The 19,268-nt window shown below is 37.0% G+C and carries 15 protein-coding genes and 1 pseudogene; 2 read left to right on the top strand and 14 right to left on the bottom strand.

The genetic code is table 11. From position 1 onward, the window contains the following. Nucleotides 1-185 precede the first annotated feature (185 nt). Nucleotides 186-1,316, top strand: a complete 1,131-nt coding sequence (locus ACFPQ3_RS01720) for a helix-turn-helix transcriptional regulator (RefSeq protein ID WP_156806609.1) — start codon at nt 186-188, stop codon at nt 1,314-1,316. A 72-nt stretch (nt 1,317-1,388) separates the two neighbouring features. Here the strand turns inward: ACFPQ3_RS01720 and ACFPQ3_RS01715 are convergent, their stop codons facing one another. The 11 genes from ACFPQ3_RS01715 to ACFPQ3_RS01665 all read right to left on the bottom strand — a co-directional run bounded on the left by ACFPQ3_RS01715 (nt 1,389) and on the right by ACFPQ3_RS01665 (nt 15,125). After that, the gene (locus tag ACFPQ3_RS01715) at nt 1,389-2,207 is read right to left on the bottom strand and encodes an aldo/keto reductase (protein ID WP_156806608.1); all 819 of its coding nucleotides are present in this window, start codon (nt 2,205-2,207) and stop codon (nt 1,389-1,391) included. Nucleotides 2,208-2,219: 12 nt separating this feature from the next. After that, nucleotides 2,220-3,656 (bottom strand): alpha-N-arabinofuranosidase, encoded by a 1,437-nt coding sequence (locus ACFPQ3_RS01710; RefSeq protein ID WP_156806607.1) that lies wholly within the window; start codon nt 3,654-3,656, stop codon nt 2,220-2,222. A gap of 15 nt (nt 3,657-3,671) precedes the next feature. Next, nucleotides 3,672-5,183, bottom strand: coding sequence for an arabinosylfuranosidase ArfA (gene arfA / locus ACFPQ3_RS01705; protein WP_156806606.1), 1,512 nt, complete (start codon nt 5,181-5,183; stop codon nt 3,672-3,674). A 39-nt stretch (nt 5,184-5,222) separates the two neighbouring features. Next, entirely contained in the window at nt 5,223-6,416 is a 1,194-nt protein-coding gene (locus ACFPQ3_RS01700; protein ID WP_156806605.1) for an arabinan endo-1,5-alpha-L-arabinosidase, read from the bottom strand. Between the two features lie 27 nt (nt 6,417-6,443). Next, nucleotides 6,444-8,852, bottom strand: a complete 2,409-nt coding sequence (locus tag ACFPQ3_RS01695; RefSeq protein ID WP_156806604.1) for a glycoside hydrolase family 43 protein — start codon at nt 8,850-8,852, stop codon at nt 6,444-6,446. A gap of 76 nt (nt 8,853-8,928) precedes the next feature. Beyond that, nucleotides 8,929-9,888: a glycoside hydrolase family 43 protein gene (locus tag ACFPQ3_RS01690; protein ID WP_156806603.1), complete on the bottom strand. Its 960-nt coding sequence runs from the start codon at nt 9,886-9,888 to the stop codon at nt 8,929-8,931. A gap of 3 nt (nt 9,889-9,891) precedes the next feature. After that, a complete protein-coding gene (locus tag ACFPQ3_RS01685; RefSeq protein WP_232323240.1) occupies nt 9,892-11,238 on the bottom strand; it encodes a glycoside hydrolase family 43 protein in 1,347 nt (448 codons plus the stop codon). A 77-nt stretch (nt 11,239-11,315) separates the two neighbouring features. Then, nucleotides 11,316-11,906: a DUF624 domain-containing protein gene (locus tag ACFPQ3_RS01680; RefSeq protein WP_161980535.1), complete on the bottom strand. Its 591-nt coding sequence runs from the start codon at nt 11,904-11,906 to the stop codon at nt 11,316-11,318. An 18-nt stretch (nt 11,907-11,924) separates the two neighbouring features. Next, nucleotides 11,925-12,758, bottom strand: coding sequence for a carbohydrate ABC transporter permease (locus ACFPQ3_RS01675; protein WP_156806600.1), 834 nt, complete (start codon nt 12,756-12,758; stop codon nt 11,925-11,927). Between the two features lie 9 nt (nt 12,759-12,767). Next, nucleotides 12,768-13,673: a carbohydrate ABC transporter permease gene (locus ACFPQ3_RS01670; protein ID WP_156806599.1), complete on the bottom strand. Its 906-nt coding sequence runs from the start codon at nt 13,671-13,673 to the stop codon at nt 12,768-12,770. Nucleotides 13,674-13,790: 117 nt separating this feature from the next. Continuing rightward, nucleotides 13,791-15,125: an ABC transporter substrate-binding protein gene (locus ACFPQ3_RS01665; RefSeq protein WP_156806598.1), complete on the bottom strand. Its 1,335-nt coding sequence runs from the start codon at nt 15,123-15,125 to the stop codon at nt 13,791-13,793. A gap of 305 nt (nt 15,126-15,430) precedes the next feature. Here ACFPQ3_RS01665 and ACFPQ3_RS01660 point away from each other — a divergent pair, with 305 nt between their 5' ends. Then, entirely contained in the window at nt 15,431-16,321 is an 891-nt protein-coding gene (locus tag ACFPQ3_RS01660; protein WP_156806597.1) for an ArsR/SmtB family transcription factor, read from the top strand. Between the two features lie 40 nt (nt 16,322-16,361). On the opposite strand, the gene ACFPQ3_RS01655 is transcribed toward ACFPQ3_RS01660, so the two are convergent. From ACFPQ3_RS01655 to ACFPQ3_RS01645, 3 genes and pseudogenes are all read right to left on the bottom strand, one after another. Next, nucleotides 16,362-16,601: a DUF6171 family protein gene (locus ACFPQ3_RS01655; protein ID WP_156806596.1), complete on the bottom strand. Its 240-nt coding sequence runs from the start codon at nt 16,599-16,601 to the stop codon at nt 16,362-16,364. Nucleotides 16,602-16,610: 9 nt separating this feature from the next. Further along, a pseudogene (locus ACFPQ3_RS01650) lies at nt 16,611-18,551 on the bottom strand (glycoside hydrolase family 127 protein). Nucleotides 18,552-18,683: 132 nt separating this feature from the next. Further along, a partial coding sequence (locus ACFPQ3_RS01645) for a phosphoketolase family protein (RefSeq protein ID WP_465269559.1) occupies nt 18,684-19,268 on the bottom strand: 585 nt, incomplete at its 5' end.

Raw genomic sequence — 19,268 nt, 5'->3', positions numbered from 1 at the left:
TTTGTATGCGTTTTTACAAACATCATTATAAAGTCTAAATATCCTTTTTTATATCATTTTTCACTACTTTTTGGTAAAATACAATCATATTCTAAAAGGGGTTACATCGCATAACTGAAAATTATCTTTTAAAATATATTTCTAGAAAACTACAGACATGTGTTACACACTACCATCAGCATAATTTGATAAAAAGTTATTGTGACAATTTTGATATCATCGCTCATTATCAAAATTGTCAAGAAATCCTAGAGTATCCACTACTGACACTAGGAAATCACTCTTGCCCCAAAATCATTACCTACAATAATAATATTGTCTTTTCACTCATCAAATATAAACAAGATATCTATATTATCGGCCCATTGAAAGCACTCAACTCTACAGCTCTTAAGCATCAATTTCAATCACAACCATTAGACCTTTCACAATTAGTCAATACACTACCCACAAATACTTTGATGGTTATTGTAGAATATTCTTTATTACTTCATAATTGCCTGCATAACTACGAACTCAATCAAGAAGAAATTTGGATTTCTAATTTTAGGATGACCTTTGAGCAGATCAAGGGTAAATCAACAGCACTTTTATTCAACAATAGAGAACATGCTCAACACCATAATTCTTACCAACAAGAATTAAGAGAACAAAATAGTATTGCTCAAGGTGATCTTGTTAAATTAAAACAAAGCTGGGAAGAGGTCTACACTGGTGAGATAGGAATCTTAGCAGATAATGAATTGAGAAACTTTAAAAATTTAGCAATTGTTGTCATAACCTTAGCTAGTCGTTCTGCAATGAAAGGTGGGGTTCCGCCAGAAATTGCTTACTCCATGAGTGATCAATTTATTTCAGCTGTCGAAACATTAACATCACTTGAAGAGATTATAGCTCATATCCGCCAATCAGAAATTGAATTTACCCTGTTAGTCAAACAATACACAAAACAAAATTCTTTACTTATAAGTCCATCTGATTCAGCATTTTTTCATCCTTTTGTGACTAAGGCTCAAACATATATTACAGAACATTTACACCAACCTATTACATCAGAAGAAGTTGCTCAAGCTATTCCCTGTTCATCAAGTTATTTAACACAATTATTTCAAAAAGAACTTAACACAAGTATACAAAACTATATTTATCAAGAAAAAATGACTTACGCTGAACAACTCTTGATCTATACTGATCTCAGCCTTTCAGAGATTACAACAAGTTTAGGATATAGTTCTCAAAGTTATTTTGGAAAAGTATTTAAAAAATTCAGTAACTACAGCCCCCTATATTATCGGATGCATTTTGGTAAATTTTAATAATTGATACTAGCTGTATTGATGATTCAAATAAAAAAGGAGAAAAGGTCACCCCATCTCCTAAATATATTATTACAAGCTATCCAAATACGCCATATCTACAGCATCAATAACAAAGTCAACAGCTGCGTTTTGCACAATATAGTTTTCATGCACCGATTTTGGCAATGGTAAAATATCTTTCTCTAGCAAATATCGAATACAGATTTGTGGAATGGATTTTCCGTACTTATCTGCAATTTCCTGTACACGCTCATTGCCAAGTAAACGGCCTGTAGCAATCGGTGAGTAACCTTCTACTAAGATGTCATGTTTTTGACAGTAGTCTAAAACCTCTGCATTAGTATTGCCAATATGGTAGATAATTTGATTAACCATAGGTTGAATACGTGCCTTTTGAGCAAGGTATTTCAAATCATCAACATCAAAATTTGAAACGCCAATAGCTCTTAATTTCCCAGATTCATAGGCATCTTCGAGTGCACGCCACATCTCTGCATTTTCGTCATAATAACGCTCACCAATCGGTCTTTGATGCATTTCAGACCATGGTCTGGGAGCATGAATCAACATCAAATCAATGTAGTCAACACCAAGTTGTTCTAAGCTTTCGTCAATCGCCTTAATGGACTCATCATAGGATTTCCACTCTGCCGGAATTTTCGAAGTGATAAAAATCTTATCACGCGCGACACCACTGTCTTTGAGACCTTGACCAATCTCTACTTGATTACCGTACACATAGGCTGTATCAATGTGGAAATAACCATTTTCAAGAGCAAACTTAGTCGCCTTATAGGCATCATTGGGTTCCGACTGCCAAGTCCCAAGACCAACCTTTTGAATCTTGACACCATTTGCCAATGTAAAGGTTTCTTCTAAAATAGTCATTATTTTCTCCTTCTAAGCAATTTGAATTGTTGCAACGGACATTGGAGGCAGGGGCACCGTCAATCGTCCATCGCGAAGTGAAGCTCCCTCAAACTCTTTAATAACAATTGTTTCCGGATGATCAAAGTCATTATAGTCATCCATCTTTTCTGCAGTAATGTATCGTGCTTCCTTGATGATATCTCCTAGAATACCATCTACTTCTACGGTTTGTTCTTCAGTCAAAGCATAGTTACACAAAGACACGGACACGATACCATCTTTTTGCGATACGGTGTAAGAAAGGGGTTCTGCACTGTCGCCATAGGAAGCTACAAGCTCTGCATCCTGGTGAACTTTATACAAGTCAAAGACATGATAGCTAGGTGTTTTCACCATTTGACTGCCTTCTGTTAAAATCATGGATTGCAAAACATTGACTGTTTGAGCAATATTAGCCATGTGAACACGTTCGGCGTGTTTATGGAAAATATTTAAGGTTACTGCAGCTACCATAGCATCACGAATCGTATTTTGCTGATAAAGGAAACCTGGATTTGTACCTGGTTCAACTGCCAACCATGAACCCCATTCATCAACGATTAAACCAACTCGTTTTTCTGGGTCATACTTATCCATGATTGTGCTGTGCTTGGTGATGAGTTCATCCATTTTTTGAGCGCTTTTAATCAATGACCACCAGTGAGCTTCTTCAAAATTAGTAGCAGGACCTTTATCCTCCCAAGCACCTGTTAAGGCATAATGGTGCAGACTGATACCATCCATAAAAGGCGCAGCAATTGCCATGACACGATCCATCCAGTGATAATCATCAATATTAGGACCACAAGCAATCTTGTAAATTTTCTCTTGTCCATATTGACGCACATATGTTTGATAACGACGATACTCATCCGCATAGTAATCTGGGCGCATGTTACCACCGCAACCCCAGCTTTCGTTACCGACACCGAAGAAGGCTACTTTCCAAGGCTCTTCCTGACCGTTTTCACGACGAAGATTTGCCATTGGCGATTCACCACCCATCGTCATGTATTCGACCCATTCTTGCATTTCTTGAACAGTACCACTACCTACATTACCGTTAATATATGCTTCACAGCCAAGCTGTTTAATCAGTTCAAAAAATTCATGTGTCCCAAAATGATTATTTTCGGTTACCCCACCCCAGTGAGTGTTGACAATTTTTTTACGATTCTCTTTAAGGCCAATACCATCTTTCCAATGATACTCATCAGCAAAACAGCCTCCTGGCCAGCGAAGCACTGGAATTTGGATATTTTTCAAGGCTTCCACGACATCTGTTCGCATACCATTGATATTTGGAATCGTAGAATCCTCTCCAACATAAAGACCTTCATAAATACAACGCCCTAAGTGCTCAGCAAAATGGCCGTAAATGTATTTTGAAATTTTTGGTCCTTTTTCTTGAGTCAATGTAATTTTCATGTCACTCTCCTTATCTCATGATTTAACCGCTACTCGAATAACATTCCAAGACAAGCCTGCAAGTGTGACTCGAAGACTACCATCTGCCACTTGATAGCTATCAGAAGCGATTGGTTTAATAGCATCAGAACTCAAACTATTCACAGCCTTAATGTCATGACCCGCCATATGGCTAAATTCAAGAACTTCACCAAAAGTTAGTCCCAAACTATCTACATCGAAAGCCATTTCTTCACGGGAACGGTTAACCGCAAAAATCGTTACTTCACTCTCATCTTCACTAAGTACTGCAATTGTCTCAAGATACGGCACTTGATCATAGCTTTCTGTTTGGTAACTGTCACACGACACAAGCGGTGTTAGGACTGTTCCTTTACCATATTTAGCAGCTTGCATAAAAGGATAGAAAGTTGTTTGACGCCAAGCAGGGCTTTGATTATCATCTTGCTCTGTAAAAATCGGCGCAATCACATTAACTAATTGAGCTAAACAAGAAATCTTAATACGATCCGCATGCTTCAATAATGTCATCAGCAACGTCCCTAAAACAAGAACATCCTCAAAATTATACTGATCTTCTAACTGTGGTGGTGCAATTAACCATGGTTTGATTTGTTTATCCTGCTCATTAGAATGGTACCAAATATTCCATTCATCAAAGGAAAGATTCATTTGCTTCTTACTGCGCTTTTTAGCTTTAACAGTGTCACAAATGGCTACTACACCTTTGATAAACTCATCCATGTCCAAAGAACAAGCTAAATAGTCTTCTAAATTATTTGCAGGATTTCCGTAATATTGGTGAAGCGATAAGTAGTCAACATAATCATAGGTATGATCCAGAACGGTTAATTCCCAATCTCCAAAAGTTGGCATATGACTGTTAGAACTTCCACAAACAACTAATTCAATTGAGTCATCTACCAACTTCATTGCTTTTGCCGTTTCAGCGGCCTCACGTCCGTATTCGTCAGCTGTCTTATGCCCAATTTGCCACGGACCATCCATTTCATTACCAATGCACCAGGTTTTAAAACCAAATGGTTCTTTTTGACCATTTTCAATCCGCTTGTCACTCCAGTAAGTTCCACTATCAAAATTACAGTATTCGACTAACTGGCGTGCTTCATCAATGCCACGTGTCCCCATATTAACCGCCATGTTAACTTCGACACCCACATCCTTTGCCCAGTTAGCAAATTCATGAATTCCTACTTGATTCGTTTCAATGGCGCGCCAGGCTAAATCTGTTCGTACTGGGCGCTTTTCTTTTGGACCGATACCATCTTCCCAATTATAACCTGAAAGAAAATTACCTCCTGGATAACGGACTAAGGTAACTCCTAACTCTTTAACTAACGCTTTCACATCATTACGGAACCCATCAGCATCACTAGTCACATGATCAGGCTGATAAATTCCACCATAGACAGCTCTACCCATATGTTCCACAAATGAACCAAAGAGCCTTTTATCAACTGTTGAAATTGCCATATCTCTGACAATTCTTAACGAAGCTTTTTGCATAATACTCCTTTTCTGAACACTTTCCTACAAGCTTAATACTCACTCTTTTATCGCAATCAATGCATAGCCCTCTGGAGTTAAACCAGAGAAAATTTGCCTGCTACCCCCATCTTTAACGACTAACCTTGTTTTCACTAAGACGTCTTTCCAGTTAAATTCATTCCCGATAGTTCGTTCGTAGTCACTAACAACAATCTTTTCTGTAGTACTCTCTTTTAGACCACTATCGGAGTCAAATCGGACAATATTCCAAATTCCTTCCAGTTCTAACGCTTCCTCATCACAAGCCCCTTCATAAAAAACTGGAGATACAACAGGCCAACCACTTGATAGCCAATCCAATTGTCTAATATTTAAGAAAAATTTGTCAGAGAAAGTCTGACGTCTAGCATGGTGAACCATAAATAAGCTATCATCTGAGCGCTTAAAAATAGAATTATGGCCGGGTGCAAATACAGGTTTCTCACCAGTAAATTGATAACTGCCTAGCAACTTCACACCGATATCGTTGGGTTCATGCTCTAAGTCATCCATTACCAAACCTTTACTATCCACATAAGGACCATCAATTTGACGAGAGCGCGCTACACGGATATTATAACTATCGTTCAATGAATCATATGAACAAAACAAATAATAATAATCCGTTTCTGAATTGTAGTAAATAAAACCACCTTCAATCGCTGTATCAACACTCTTTGGACGTACCGCAATACGCTTCCCAAAACCAGCTTCTTTAGGTTTCCCACTTTCTTTATCTAGAGGCAAAATATAAATACCACCAAAGAAAGAACCATAAACAAACCACTGCTCACCTTCTTTATCTATCACCACATTAGCATCAATGGCATTATGATCACATATCTCTGGGTTTGTTTTGACAATAACCCCTTTATCTTCAAAAGGGCCCATAGGTGTTTTTGCAGTAGCTAAACCAATATAAGAAATTGTACTACCAAAGGTTGAAGCAGAATAATAAATACGATATTCATCACCATATTTAATAATTTCCGGAGCCCAAAGTCCTACCGCTTGACTCCAACGCTTAGCATCATTAGGCACCTCTGGCATTGCCTGGCCTTTAAATTCCCATGTCATAAGATCTTCTGATTTTCTAATAGGAATTCCTGACGTTTCTGGCTGGCGCGTATCTGTTGAATACAAATAAAACTTCCCATCCGACTCAATAATCGTCGGATCATGAACACCGAATGTTAACGCACTCTCTTTCATAAAGAAATCTCCTTTCATGCAGAACGACTAGCTCCATCGCTTCGTTTTCTTTAATAGCAACATCACTCCTGATAATAAAAAGCTACCTATCATTGTTAGCATGCTATCCATACTACTTGTTTTAGGAAGTGCAGTATGCAATGGTTTTTCACTATCATGTGATACATCAGCAGACCGACCACTTAATACAACGGATAACTCTTCATTACCTAGTATTTGCACTGTTGATTTAGTAACATTGTTTTTCACATTTCCAGTAACATCAGAAGTTAAAGTCTGACCATAGTTTTTCCCTGGCTGATTAATATCTAAAGTGTTTAACGTTTCTTTGGGCGATTGGTAACGGTAAATGATTTTATTTGTTCCATCAACAAATTTCAAAATAGTCTCAAAGTGGTAACCTTCTACAAAAGGAACCTCTGGCAAAGCAACAGTTTCCCCTACAAAACCATCTATTGTTTGAGTAGGTAAAATCTCAGCATTTTTTTCGTTTAAAAAGTGAATTTTAATAGTAGATTTCGTCTCTACTTCATAAGGTTTGACTCCCCAGATAACTTCATTATTGTTCCCCACCAAAGCGAAAACGAGACTTACTTTTTTCCCAGGACTCTCATCCTTTTGAAGTTCAAAAATCCCTTGATAAGTTGTGCCACTGTCTGTTATTAGCGTCACATAGAAATGACCACTTTTTTCAGTAACCGTCCAATTTCCTGTTAAAGCACCTGAAACTGAACCACCATCATTCAATTGTAAACGTGATTTCGCTAAGGGCTGACCTGACGTCTCCGTTCCATGATTAACAAATTCGTAATCACCACTAAATTGTTTGACACTTCGCTCTGTTAAGGCCACGTTGATTGGTCGATATTCAAAAGGTAAAGCGACTGGCCACCCATCTTCTGTCATTTTCATTGGGTGAACACGAACTTCATGGTACTCCGTTCCTTGATTGAAGCGAGTATGATTAACTAAGAACCAATTCCCATCTTTGTCAATAAGTGCAGAATTATGTCCAGGTGACATGTATGAGGTTTTTAATGAATCTAAACTATAATTTCCCATCACCTTAACACCGTAAGCAGCATTAATGGGATTCGGTGTCCATCCTGTATATTTAGGATGTTCTCCTTTGGCATCCACATAAAGGCCATCAACAGTTTTAGAACGGAAAAGACGCATGTTATAACCGCCTTCTCTGCCTAAGCCTCCATAAGTTACAAAAAGATAATAAAAGTCTGTTGATGGGTCATAAGTAATATAAGGGGCTTCACCTGATTGATGCCAACTACCAATCAAGTGTGTCCCAAAATATTTATCAATATGTCTACCATCTGGTGTCATGCTATCCTTACCAGGATAGATTGCCTTACCAGTTGTTGGATCGATTTCCAAAAGGTAAATACCACCTGACCAAGAACCATAACTCATGTAAAGTTTTCCAGTTTTATCGTAAAAAACATTGGCATCAATAGCGTTTGGGGCGTAGTCATTATTATAAGTGTGCCCATTATCTCTATTCCATTTATCGCTAAATCCAGATTCAATAACGCCAGCTTCCATCAAATCATCTACATTAGTGTTCTTATAATTAACATTACGACTACTTCCATCTGTAGCATCTTCTTTAGTAAAACCTGAATAAATCAAGCTATCTACATAATCATAAGGCCCTTCAACAGTCTTGGAAACCGCATAACTAATAACCGAACGGCGCCAAGTCGATGAATTTGAGAAATAGTACATGTAAGCACCAGTCGTGCCATCATCCCATTGATAAGCCGGATTCCAGATAACATCCGGTGCCCAAACCGAATAACGTCCGTTAGCCGTATCAGCATCATCATAACCTGCCCATTCAAAAGGTTTAGCAAGATTTTCATTGAGATTTCCTAGGACACTTGATGGATTTTCATATTCATGATTAAACAATGGTGCCCAATTCTGTAAATCATCTGATTTTGCTTGAGCTAAGTGTGAACCAAATGCATAATAAGTTCCTGAAGCCTCATCATAAAAAATAGATGGGTCATGAACAGAAACACGTGAAAAATCTTCATCAATAGATGTTTCAATAGCTTCCTCACTTGTATCTGGTAATGTTACTGTCATATTGTCATCAACCATCTGAATAGTTTCTAGGTCGTTCACTTCCTCAGCAAGAGCTTGGTTTGCCTCTACCTCTGGAGTAACTGTCTGTTCTGCTTCATTTTCTTGATCTGTAACTTTATCTACCACACTATTTGAATCAGCCTCTGTTGTCAGAACAGTAGATGGAGGACTTTCTAATGAGTTTTCTAATTCATTTGCTGCAGCAGGTGCTGCACCAAAAAGTAACAATAACGATACGCCGAGCAAGACACTACTTGCCCCTAAATGACTTTTCCTAATTGAAAAACGCTGATGGCATTCTGCATTTAAATAACGATTGTCTTTCATTCAAACTCCTCTAGATATCTCACTGATATCGTTAAAAGTATAAAAATATTGTTCCTAAACTCTTATATTTAATGATTTAGCCTGCCCCCGGTTCTCCAAATACTGGGAATCCATTTTCATCCCATGAAAACACCTGAGCATTGGCATGGCGATTAGGATTATCTAGCGGATCGCCTTCTTTATTTTTTTCAGGACGTGCATGGAAAATCAAAACATCTTTCGTATCATCCTCATTTCGTGTAAACGAATTATGACCTGGACCAAAAAGACGATTTTTTTCTGAAGAAACAAAGACCGGTTTTTCAGACTTATGCCAAGAATAACCATCCAACAAGTCCGAATTAGCATCAGCCCACAATAAGCCCATAGCATAGTTTTCATCAGTCGCACTGGCAGAATAAGTCACAAATACTTTGCCATTACGAATGATAACTGCTGGCGCTTCATTAACTAAGAACCCAATTTTTTCCCAATCGTATTCTGGAATGGTCAATAATTTTTGAGGACCTGTCAACGTCCAAGGATTAGCCATTTTAGAAATGTAAAGGTTTGAATTACCTGGAATCCTTGGGTCAAGTTGTGCCCATATATAATAGAGCTCGTCTTCTAATTCAAAGACTGTTGCATCAATGCTAAAACTTTCATACTGAGTTCTAATTTGACCTTTTTCAATCCACTCACCTTTCATCGGATTAGCGCTTTCATTCTCCAGTACAAACATGCGGTGATGATGATATTGATTGCGTTCCACTGCATCATCACTTGCAGCAAAATAAATATACCACTTACCTCTTAGATAGTGAATTTCTGGCGCCCAAACCAGTTCGCTCAGAGGCCCTGTTTCATGCGCATACCACACGGTTACTACTTCAGCTTTTTCACCTAAATCATTTAATGACTTAGCACGGCGTAACTCAATCGTCTGGTATCCAGGTACAGACCCTGTAAAATAATAATAACCATCCGTGTGCTTGTAGACCCACGGGTCGGCCCGCTCCAATACAATAGGGTTTTGATAAATTAGTTGTTTTGACATTATTTATTTCCTCACTTCAATTAGATATATTGGCAAGCCATTATCAGATAGGCCTGTAAATGTCATAGCCTGCTGTTCTTGGTATTCATCCCAAGCTGATATAAACCTACCCTTGTAAGTTGTATTATTGATAGTAATTATAGAATCTTTACTAGTATTTTTATCCGATAATTGCCAGTTCCCCTCTAGCTCTCCCTGAATTTTACCATCTGATGTTAAATGAATCATCTGGGGCTCTGAGACAGCATCTGAAATTTCTTTTTCAAAGAGAATAGCCTTAAACTCTAAACCAATCTGATTCTTCTTGTAGTCTGCGATCGTTTCTTCACCATAGCGGAGCGGTACCATTACTGGCCAACCTGACTCTGTAAAGAGTAATTGATGAACTCTGACCTCATGTATTTCTCCAGAATTTGGAAAACGTGTATGGAAAATCGCAAAATATTTACCACTCTTTTCATCACAATAAGTTGAATTATGACCAGGTGAAACATAACCAGCATTTGTTAATCCATCATCTGGTTCGTAAAGAAAATTACCAATTACTTTATTACCATAATCTTGAATACTCAAATCATCAAATGTGGTTCCTGCTTTTCCCTTAACACTATCCATCTTATTGCCTGATATGTCTTCATAAGGTCCATCAGGATTTTTAGATCGTGCCACACGCAAATTATAACCACCATCAGCTGTTAAACCTCCAAAAGATGTAAATAAGTAGTAGTAATCTGTTTCTGAATGGTATTGAATATAAGGTGCTTCAATACGTGCATGATTCCCACCCAGTAAATGTTTCCCGTAAGTATTACGTTCTTTGGGAAGGCCCGTCGTTTCATCCATTTCAAGAATATATATCCCACCTGAATAAGAACCATAAACCATCCATAATTTACCATCTTTATCATAAAAAACATTAGGGTCTATAACATTGGGGTGTCTAGTCGCATCGTAAGTTTTACCAAACTGCGGAGAGGTTCCAGAATGTAGGAAGGTTTCAACCTTTTTATAAGGCCCTTCTATTGAATCTGAGACCGCAACTCCTAGTGCTGAAAGAGGGGAGTTCCCTTCACAAAGGCAATAATATAAATAATACTTACCATCTTTTAACTGGACTAAATCACTTGCCCACATAGTGTTTGTTTTGGCATATTTAAAATCTTCTACTAGCTCTTCTCTAACATTCTCAAACATGATATCTGTATTGATTGAGGAGGCTAACTGTTCCCATTGGATAAGATCAGAAGACTTAGCAAACATTGCGTGAGAACCAACAATATAATAAGAATCATTAGTTTTGATGATTGATGGATCATGTACCGAGACATTTTCAAAATTTGGTTTTTTCAAAACTTGGTCCACAGCTATATTTTGACAGGCGGTCAGAGTAACTAAAGCTATTAGAGATAATAGACAATACTTTTTCTTCATCGAATCAGCCCTTTACTTTTATAATCATGTCCAACTAATTGTGACGCGGCATAAATAACAAGCGAGAAGAAAACCATCAGTATCCAACCTTTTATCAATGCAATAATTGTTAAAGTCATAATTACGACTAGTATCAATATAGTGGAACGATTAAAAATCAACGGACTTAATAATAGTAATTTATACTGTTTAGACGTTATAAGTTCCAACTGCGTTGCTAAATAACTGACATGGAATATTATTATAACAACGTAGACAAGTAAAATCGTTAAAGGAATTTGGAAAGTCGCTTGAAGAAAAACATTTTGAGTGATCATTTGAAGCTCTAACACTGCAATAGTGGCAATCATAATCGGTAAAAAAAGAAAAACCTTGTTATGCTTATATGCTTCTTTAAAAAATCGGTAGTAACTACCTATAATTTCACAGCAACTATAATCATTATCAAAAATTCTTGGAAGTTGAAGTACTTTCAATATAGCAATCGTACTTGGAACAAGACTAAATACCACTCCTCCTAGTAATGTCCCCAACAACCACAAAACATTTAAAAAGACAAATAATACAGCTACATGTAGCCACTTCATCGCTCTTTCCCACATTTTTTAACCTTTCATACCTGAAATCGCAACGGATTCGATAATTTGTTTTTGGAAAATAATAAACACTGTTAATACTGGAAGTAATGAAATCACTGATGCGGCCATAATCAATGGATAGTCTGTCTGAATAGCATATGCCGCATTCAAATTAGCAATAACAACTTGCAGTGTTTGTTTTTCTGGTGAATTTAAATAAATCAATGGTGCCAAATAATCATTCCACGCTCCCATAAACCATAAAATAAACTGTGCTGCGACTGCTGGTCGAATAAGTGGAAAAATCAAATTAGAGAATATCTTCCAATAGCCTGCGCCATCAATTTTAGCTGCTTCAATAATAGAATCTGGAATATTTGATAGATACTGTCTCAAGAAAAATATCATTGTAATGTTTCCAAATAAACCTGGAATAATCAATGGCAATAATGTATCTACCCAACCAATTTTTGAGAATAGCATGAACTGTGGAATCATAACAGCTGGATAAGGAATCATGATTGCTGTTAACAATACTAAAAACAATAGATTTTTGAATGGCATTTTCAATTTAGCAAAAGAAAAAGCAGCCATACTTGAGGTGACAGTACCAATTATTGTTACCGTCAAAGATACAATAATTGTATTTTTTATCCCTGATCCTAGAGTATCTAATTCCAATAATCGTTGATAAGCATCCCATTTTATTGGATTCGGTATCCATTGTGGTGGTAATTGAAAGACGCCTGTTTTATCTTTTAATGATGTTGACACCATCCAAAGAAGAGGCCCAATCATGACAACTGATCCTAATAGTAAGATCGCAAAAATCAAAACATGTGATATTTTTATTTTTTTCATGGTAACCTCCTAGTCAATTGTATATTCTGAACGACTATTCATCCAAAATTGGATAGCAGTAACAATAAATACAATTACCGCTAGAACTAGAGCCATACTACTAGCGTATCCCATTTGCCAATTTTTAAAAGCTTTTTGCCAGATGTACCATACAACAGTTGCTGAACTATATTTTGGACCCCCAGTAGGTGTCATAATATTAATCTCTGTAAAGATTTGAGCTCCACCTATAATATTAGTCACAATTAAGAAAAACGTTACTGGACGAACCATTGGCCACGTAATATTGGTAAACTTTTGAAACGGGGAGGCACCGTCTAATTCTGCTGCCTCATAAAACGTTTTAGGCACACTTTGGATAGCGGCTAAATACAATAACATTGAGTATCCCAAACCTTTCCAAATTGTCATTAAAATAATGGCTGGTTTTACTGTCACAGGATTTTGTAACCAGTTTGGACCGTCAATTCCAAAAATATCAAGTACTTGATTAATAAGACCAAAATCACCATTATAAGCCCATTGCCACAATATAGAAATTGCTGCTAGAGATGAAATCACTGGTATATAGTACACTGTCCTAAAAATAGTTGTCCCCTTAATTCCTCTACTCAATGCTGATGCTAAAGCAAAAGAGACCAATAAACCAATAGGAATACCTATCATGAGAAAAATAGTATTTCCCATCGTTTGATAAAAGTATGGGTCTCGTACTAACCTTTGAAAATTCTCTAATCCGATAAAGTTCATTCTCCCTAAACCATTCCAATCTGTCAACGAAGCATAGACAGAATATAAAAATGGTAGTAAAGAAAATACCAAAAATCCAATTACTGGTAATATAACAAACATGAAAGCTACACGATGCTCATGAGCATATAGATTGCTTTTTTTCTTTGTATGTATTCTCGCCATTCTAACATCTCCTTGTAAAAATTGTAGGCGACTTTTCAGCCGCCTACTTTATCATTAACTGATACTTTAGGAATTAAACACTACTTTAAATTTTTACTTCTATGTTTATTCACCGTATTATTTAGCTGTAGCCTTTTGCTGATTTGTAGCATCTAATTTTTCTTGCATTTTTGGTTGTGTTTCTTTAAGATATTCTTTCGCAGTCATATCCCCATCAAGTACTGATTGAATGTTAATAAAGAATTCATCATACCATTCAGGATTATAAGTATTTGCACCAGGGAGTGCACGTCCATAATCTTCGACAACATCGATAAATTCTTGTTTATTACTTGGTACAGAAGAAGTATCTGATGCCCATTCAGCTGCCATATCTTTAAGGTTTGGAATCTGAATTTGCGCATCAACTAATTGTTTTTGACCATCCTCAGACGCCGCAAGATATTGTACTAATTTAGCTGCCTTCTCCGGATTCTTAGTTGTACTTGATACACCAATACCCAGTGACCCAATATAAGTAGCAGATTTACCAGTTTTTCCTGCTGGCCATGGCATCAAATCATACTCAAAATCAAGTTTTGCGTACGTACTCATATCCCACGGCCCCACAGGGAAGAAAGCAATTTCACCATTCATCCAACGCTGGTAGGTATCTAATGTTTGAGCATCTGCAATTGATGGTGTGACTTTGTGAACATTTTGAAGATCTGCAAAATATTGTAAAGCCTCTGCAAATTCTGGAGTATCAATAGTTACCTTATCTTTAGCTTCATTAGCCCAATCACCGCCATTACTCCATACAAATGCTTGTAAGCTCCAGTTAACATTAAAACCAGTTGCCCATTGATCTAAAATACCATCTCCATTTGTGTCCTTAGTCAATTTTTTAGATACTTCGACAAACTCATCCCAAGTGTATGGTTTATCTTTATCTGGAAGTGGAATTCCCGCTTCTTCAAACATTTTTTTGTTGTAGCCTAGAGCAAACGGACCAACATCTTTTGGAAGCCCGTAAATTGGACCAGATCCTACTTTTTCACCGTCATAACGATAGCTATTGACCCCATATTCCCAAATATTATCTAAATCAAAATCAGAATTTTCTACATACTTAGTAATGTCTTGCAATACACCATTATCAACATAAGCCATCACACTACCTTGTTCTACATAAAAAACATCTGGAACTTTACCACCAGAAATGGCAGCTTGTAATTTTGTTGCATACTGATCCGCATCAGTCGCAACAATTTTTACTTTCACGTCTTCATTTTTCTCGAATTCACTAATGGCAGCCTGATAAGCTTTTTTCTCATCTTCTCCTCCACGGAACATGAATGTTAAAGTTTCCGAATCCGAGCCACCGCTACTTTCTGAATTATTGCCACATCCTGTTAAGGCCATTGCACTAAAAGTTGTTACTACTGTAGCAAGTTTAAACCATTTCTTCATTTTGCTTTCTCCTTATGCGTCAATTATAAATATTTTTCAATTTACCAAAAAGTTAATCTTGTAAAATGTTAGCTATGTATCATTTATATTTTTATTAACAACTTTCTCCTTTTGTTTTTATTTTTTGAAGCGCTTTCATATTTCTGTGGTTTAATTATATACCTACAAAAACCTAATGTCAAGCATTTTATATAATTATTTTAAAAAACATCTTTTTGATTAAGATTTATAAAATCATTAATCTTTAACAGAAAGTGTTTACATATATTAATAAATATGTTATCATTAAAAAAAGGAGCAAACCTATGCAATTAGAAATTAACACAAGTGCACTACCAGTATACGAAGCATTAGCTAGTAACGTCAGATTACAAATCATTCAACTATTATCCAATGAAAAGATGAATGTCAAAGAAATTGCTACTGCTTTAAATTTGAGCAGTGCCATCATCACCCAACACATTAAAAAACTCGAAACAGCCCATATCATCAAAACGGAGCGTGTCGGTCATCAAAAAATTGCACGTCTGGCTGTTGATCGAATTGAAATTAATTTTCCACATAAAATTTTTAATGCGTATTCTACAATTGAAACTTTTATTCCCGTAGGGCACTACACTGATTATAAGGTAGAACCAACTTGTGGCCTAGCAAGTGGGGAAGATTTCATCGGCCCTGTGGATGAACCTCGCTTTTTTATGGTTCCTGAACGTATGAGTGCACAGATTGTTTGGTTTACCAAAGGATTCTTAGAATACCAGTCTCCAAATCTATTAAAATCGACGGATACTCTAAAAATGATTGAAATATCTTTTGAAATTTCATCTGAATTCCCGTTTGCTAACAATAATTGGCCATCTGATATTACATTTTCCTTTAATGATCATGAATTAGGGGCTTGGACTAGCCCTGGTGATTTTGCAGATACTCGTGGTAAATACACTCCTCAATGGTATCCTGACAACCTCAATCAGTACGGTCTATTAAAAACAATCCGGATTACTGAACATGGAACCAATATTGATGGTGATTTTTTGTCAACATTTAACATTTCTGATTTAGACACTTCAACAACAACTTGGAAATTCCGTATTGAAGTTAAAGACAATGCTGAAAATATCGGTGGGTGTACCTTATTCGGTCGAGAATTTGGCAACCATAATCAAGACATTAAAATTAAATTATTTTATAGCTGATTTAAAAAACTCCTTGAACACTATAGGCTCAAGGAGTTTTTTACCATTTTCCAACAGGACAAGATTTGACAAGTAATGCACTTCTAAACTTATAGTAGCAACCACACTTACCACAAGTTGCCCCTACCTTAAACGGGCATTGCCGACAGATTTTTTGACGCTTTTCCCATTCTGCATCACTGACTAAATTAAATTCTAAGGCTAGTTGTTCTTGAATAAGTAGCTCTATATCATCTTCTGACAACACTTCTTTCACAGAACATCCCGGACATGCCTCCATTTCAACCTCCTACATTACTTCCGAAAACCATACTTGCATATCTGTTTCACCTTGGTTACCCCAAAGATAATATGGTATTAAGGTCATATCAGAAGAGACAAATTAATTTTCCGAGTCAAACAAATACAATGCCTCGTTTGGCCAGCCTTTTATCTTTTGGCAAGGAAGATGTAATTGTATATACTTTCCTAAGTTATCATTTTGAATCTCACACGTCGCTTGAGGTAACTTTTGACGATCAACTCGGTACTTTTTCATATCTGGATTTTGCAAAGCCTGTGAACAGAAAATGAAGGGGCCTCTTTGAATGGCTACTTTCCCAATATTAGATCGTACTTCCGGATGGCAGCTTACACTGTAGATAGGCTGTTCAAACCTTATCCTTAGACAACTATTACCACGAACTAATACGTCAATTTGCTGCGTATTTTTCTTAATAACCTCACCCTTATCACAAGTTACTTCTAACCCTTTAGCCCAATATGGCACATGAATAATGATTATTTTTTCCGGTCCCTGATAGTTAATATCAACACTATTTTCAAACGGAAATCCCGTTTTTTGTTCAATAATATAGCCTTCTCCTAATAATCGACTTGCTATGAAAAGGTTGACAAATAGTTTACCGTCATCTTCTAGATAAACATAGCGTCCTATTGATGCAACTGTCCTTGCAAAGTTAGGCGGGCAACAAGCACAGCCCAACCAGTCTGGTCTTTGCGTTTTGACATGGCCTTTCCCTGGATTATGATGGCAAGAATCAACATCAACTTCCAAAGGATTCACATAGAAAAATTGCTTTCCATTTAAGGAGGCTCCCGATAGAATCCCATTGTAAATTAAACGATCAATTACATCCAGATATTCTGCCTTTGGAGATAGTTGAAATAATTCATAAGCAAAATTTAATAGTGCAATTGCCGCACAAGTTTCACAATACATCGTATCATTTGGCAAATCATAGGGACCCGTGAAAGACTCTCCAAAAACTGTTGATCCCACACCACCAGTAATGTACATTTTACACTTAACAATATCGTCCCAAATAGCCAAGCAGGCTTGATAGAGTTCATCATCAAATTCTCGATTTACAATTTTTGCCATCCCAGTAGCCATATAAAGCATTCTGACAGCATGCCCAACTGCTTTCGTCTGATATTTTGGTTGCGTAAAAGCTTGTAGATAAGTTAAGTCAACACGGGGATTGTCTGCAGAGAGTCCTAATTTAAGATTGGATTCTATTTCTTTCTGATAAAACTTAGGATCCTTACCGCGTACATTAACAAAAAATTGAGCTAATTTAAGGTAAGTATCATCACCTGTGTAATCATATAACTTAACCAAGGCCAACTCAATTTCTTGATGCCCGTCTGCACCTTGAATCTTTCTATTTTCGTAACCAAAATGGTCTTCAATATGTTTCACGAAACGTTTGGCAATGTCTAGCAGTTGAGATTTACCAGTTCCCTTATCATAAGCTATCCCAGCTTCTATTAAATGCCCTGCGCAATACAATTCATGACTAAAATAAAGTTGCCGGTATTTTAGCTGAGGAAATTTCACTTGAAAATAAGTATTTAAATAACCATCTTTTTCTTGAGCTTTCTCAATAATAGCAATGACATCATCTGCATGAGCTTCTAACTGAGGATCTTCAGTAGTCTGAAGCAATAGCCCTACCGACTCCAACCATTTATAGACATCGCTATCTTGGAAAAACCATCCAAAATGCTCTCCCTGTGATATTCCTGCTGCTATCTTGAAGTTTTCAATAGCGTGACTCTTTCCAGATGGTAATTCTTCATCTTTTCGCTCAGCTTGGACATCTACATCTATCTCATCCTTCAATACACTTAATTGATACGGAATCGTTTCCTCTTTAATGAGGTTCAAGTAGCTTTTCCAAAATTCAGATTCAACGGTTACTTGTTTTAATAGAACCTCTCTCATCGTCTTTTCTCCTTAACGATCATCTACGAATACCAATATTAATATAAAGAAAGAGGAGACTTGGTAATATTAACAAGTAACGTTCTCCTCTCACTTTATTAGATTATAAATTTGCTTAGTAGCATCAATCTGCTATTTACCAATATTCTCCCACTTCCAATCCCGGACTTCTGGGATGTCATCTCCGTTTTCTCGGATGTAAGCGGTATGGTAAGCAACCTTCTCGTCCATTTCTTGGGCAAAGGCTGACGCCCTGTCTCCTAGTGCAGCTTGGGCCGCATCTTTGGCAATATGGAAGCGATCCATCTCTGACATCACTCGCATATCAAATGGCGTTGTGATATCGCCATTTTCACGGTAACCATGGATATAAACCTTATGGTTGGTACGGTCAAAGAAGAGGTCACGAATCATCCCTTCATAGCCATGGAAACCAAAGATAACTGGCTTATCCGTTGTGAAGAGTTTGTTAAACACTTCATCTGACAAACCTCGTGGATCCACTTTTGGTGAACGGAGTTTCAGAATATCAACCACATTGATAAAGCGAATCTTAAGTTCTGGGAAGGCTTTATGTAGGATAGAAATACCAGCCAAAACTTCCAAGTTTGGTTCGGTACCTGCTGCCGCAAAGACAACATCTGGTTCTTCATCTGGTGAGACATTTGAGGCCCAGTCAATCACTTTATAACCTTCACGAACCAATTCTTCTGCTTC

This window comes from Streptococcus caledonicus (genome assembly GCF_042656225.1).
Lineage (GTDB): Bacteria > Bacillota > Bacilli > Lactobacillales > Streptococcaceae > Streptococcus > Streptococcus caledonicus.
This window is presented reverse-complemented; position numbering and strand designations above follow the sequence as displayed.

Coding starts and splice junctions, on each gene's coding strand:
- ACFPQ3_RS01700 (WP_156806605.1), bottom strand. CDS start 6,416: ATGAAAGAGAGTGCGTTAACATTCGGTGTTCATGATCCGACGATTATT.
- ACFPQ3_RS01710 (WP_156806607.1), bottom strand. CDS start 3,656: ATGAAAATTACATTGACTCAAGAAAAAGGACCAAAAATTTCAAAATAC.
- arfA (WP_156806606.1), bottom strand. CDS start 5,183: ATGCAAAAAGCTTCGTTAAGAATTGTCAGAGATATGGCAATTTCAACA.
- ACFPQ3_RS01675 (WP_156806600.1), bottom strand. CDS start 12,758: ATGAAAAAAATAAAAATATCACATGTTTTGATTTTTGCGATCTTACTA.
- ACFPQ3_RS01660 (WP_156806597.1), top strand. CDS start 15,431: ATGCAATTAGAAATTAACACAAGTGCACTACCAGTATACGAAGCATTA.
- ACFPQ3_RS01655 (WP_156806596.1), bottom strand. CDS start 16,601: ATGGAGGCATGTCCGGGATGTTCTGTGAAAGAAGTGTTGTCAGAAGAT.
- ACFPQ3_RS01690 (WP_156806603.1), bottom strand. CDS start 9,888: ATGTCAAAACAACTAATTTATCAAAACCCTATTGTATTGGAGCGGGCC.
- ACFPQ3_RS01670 (WP_156806599.1), bottom strand. CDS start 13,673: ATGGCGAGAATACATACAAAGAAAAAAAGCAATCTATATGCTCATGAG.
- ACFPQ3_RS01695 (WP_156806604.1), bottom strand. CDS start 8,852: ATGAAAGACAATCGTTATTTAAATGCAGAATGCCATCAGCGTTTTTCA.
- ACFPQ3_RS01665 (WP_156806598.1), bottom strand. CDS start 15,125: ATGAAGAAATGGTTTAAACTTGCTACAGTAGTAACAACTTTTAGTGCA.
- ACFPQ3_RS01680 (WP_161980535.1), bottom strand. CDS start 11,906: ATGAAGTGGCTACATGTAGCTGTATTATTTGTCTTTTTAAATGTTTTG.
- ACFPQ3_RS01715 (WP_156806608.1), bottom strand. CDS start 2,207: ATGACTATTTTAGAAGAAACCTTTACATTGGCAAATGGTGTCAAGATT.